Annotated in this window: 3 protein-coding genes; all 3 read left to right on the forward strand. The window is 65.0% G+C overall.

Annotation, left to right across the window (positions count from 1 at the left end):
• On the forward strand, positions 1-605 hold a 605-nt coding region (locus EN939_RS30045), incomplete at its 5' end, for an amino acid ABC transporter ATP-binding protein (RefSeq protein WP_164751345.1).
• 38 nt (positions 606-643) lie between these two features.
• Positions 644-1,105, forward strand: a complete 462-nt coding sequence (locus tag EN939_RS30050; protein WP_127271288.1) for a RidA family protein — start codon at positions 644-646, stop codon at positions 1,103-1,105.
• Between the two features lie 25 nt (positions 1,106-1,130).
• Entirely contained in the window at positions 1,131-2,336 is a 1,206-nt protein-coding gene (locus EN939_RS30055; protein ID WP_127271290.1) for an aminotransferase class V-fold PLP-dependent enzyme, read from the forward strand.
• Positions 2,337-2,414 lie beyond the last annotated feature (78 nt).

A 2,414-nucleotide genomic window follows, 5' to 3' on the forward strand; every position in this document is an offset into this window, starting at 1 on the left:
ACAGTGGTTCGATCCGCATCGACGGCAAGGAGGTCGGCTTTCGCGAAGCCGGAACCCGCCAGCGTCGCAGCGAACGCGATCTCGCCGCGATGCGCGCCGAGACCGGCATGGTGTTCCAGAGCTTCAACCTCTTTCCGCACCTGACAGCCGCCGGCAACATCATGCTTGGCCTCACCAAGGTGCGCGGCAAGAGCAACGCCGAAGCGCGCACCATCGCCGAACACTGGCTCGGCCGGGTCGGCCTCGCCCACAAGGCCGACAGCCTGCCCGCCGAACTGTCCGGCGGCCAGCAGCAGCGCGTCGGCATTGCCCGCGCCGTGGCCATGGGGCCGAAGATCCTGCTTCTCGACGAGATAACCTCCGCGCTCGACCCGGAACTGGTCGGCGAGGTGCTCGAGGTCGTTCGCAGCCTGGCCGAGGACGGCATGACGATGGTGATGGTCACGCACGAAATGGCGTTTGCCCGCGATGCCTCGAGCCGCATCATCTTCATGGCCGATGGCGGCGTCAGCGCGGCGGGTCCACCCGCCGAAATCCTGGCGGCCGACACCGACAATGAGCGCCTGCGCACCTTCCTGGCACGCTTCCGCGCCTCGCATTTCTAGAACGGGACAGCGAACGCTGTCGCAAGGAGCCTTCTTTCATGACGCCTTATATCCGGCTCGCCGCGTTGGGCCTGACGCTGCCCGAGCCGCCGACACCGATCGCCAACTTCGTCACCCATGCCGAAAGCGGCCGGCTGATCTTCCTGTCCGGCCAGGGTCCGCTGCGCACCGACGGCACGCTGTTTACCGGCAAGGTGGGGGAGGATGTCAGCGTCGAGCAGGCTTATGGCCATGCCCGCCTCACCGGCCTCAATCTGCTTGCCGTCATGCACGCAGCCACTGGCGACCTTGGCCGGATCGTGCGCGTCGTCAAGCTGCTCGGCTTCGTCAACGCCATACCGACCTTCAGCGACCACCCGAAAGTGGTCAATGGCTGTTCCGACCTGTTTGCCGATGTGTTCGACAATATCGGCGGCCATGCCCGCTCGGCGATCGGCGTCGGCTCCTTGCCTGGAAACATCACCGTTGAAATCGAGGCGGTTGTCGAGATCGCCGCCTGACCTTTAGAAGAATGGAATCCGAGAGATGAAAACCACGTCCACCGACGGCTCCAACACCACCATCCGCGAACGGCTCGGCCTTCGCCCGATCATCAATGTCTCCGGCACGATGACCGCGCTCGGCGCGTCGATCATCGTCCCCGAAGCGATCAGCGCCATGGCGGAAATGGCCTCGCAATGGGTGGAAATGGATGACCTGCAACGTGCCGCAAGCACGATTGTCGCGCGCCTGACCGGCGGCGAGGCCGGTTTCATCACTGCCTGCTGCGCCAGCGGCATCACCATGGCGATCGCAGGTGCTATGACGGGGACCAATCTGCTCGCCATCGAGCGGCTGCCTGATAACACGGAGGGCCTCAAGTCGGAGGTCATCGTCCAGCTCGGGCACATCGTCAACTATGGTGCGCCGATCGACCAGTCGGTCCGGCTGGCGGGCGCCAGGGTCGTGCCGGCCGGCACGGTCAGCGTGACGCAGGACTATCATGTGCGCGACGCGATCAACGACCGCACGGCGGCGGGCCTCTACGTCGTTGCGCACCACACCGTGCAGTATGGCATGCTGTCCCTGGAGGAATTCTGCGAGATCTGCCACGCCAGGGGCATCCCTGTGATCGTGGATGCGGCTTCAGAGTATGATCTGCGCGGCTTCCTCGCGCGCGGCGCCGACATTGTCATCTACAGCGGCCACAAATTCCTGAGTGGGCCGACCAGCGGCATCGTCACCGGGCGCAAGGATCTGGTTCGCACCGCCTATCTCCAGAACCGCGGCGTCGCCCGCGCCATGAAGGTCGGCAAGGAGAGCATCGCCGGCACCATGGCCGCACTGGAAGCCTGGGAAAAGCGCGACCATGCCGGCATCCGCCGCCGCGAAGACGCCGCGCTCAACCTGTGGAAGGAGACGTTGCAGGGCCTGCCGGGCATTGTCGCGCAGATCATTCCCGATCCGACCGCCAACCCTCTCGATCGGCTTCAGATTTTTGTACTGCCCGAAAGCCGGTTCACGGCGGCCGGCCTCACCTCGGCATTGGCGACGGGCTCGCCACCGATCATCGTGCGCAACCATGAGGTGGAGCGCGGCCATTTCTTCCTCGACCCCTGCAATCTTCATCCCGGCGAGGCCGAGATCGTCGCCGAACGGCTGCGCGCCATATTGACCGCCAAGGACCGCCCGGCCGATGCGATGAAACTCGCCCGCAAGGATTCGTCCGGCGTCTTACGCTGGCCAGATTGAACACCCGGCGAATCGCTTGCTGAAATGCGCCGACCGTAACCAGCACGCGCCATCATGCGCCTATTGGCCTGACGGGCT

It is taken from the genome of Mesorhizobium sp. M7A.F.Ca.CA.002.05.1.1 (genome assembly GCF_003998335.1).
GTDB lineage: Bacteria > Pseudomonadota > Alphaproteobacteria > Rhizobiales > Rhizobiaceae > Mesorhizobium.

Coding starts and splice junctions, on each gene's coding strand:
- EN939_RS30055 (WP_127271290.1), top strand. CDS start 1,131: ATGAAAACCACGTCCACCGACGGCTCCAACACCACCATCCGCGAACGG.
- EN939_RS30050 (WP_127271288.1), top strand. CDS start 644: ATGACGCCTTATATCCGGCTCGCCGCGTTGGGCCTGACGCTGCCCGAG.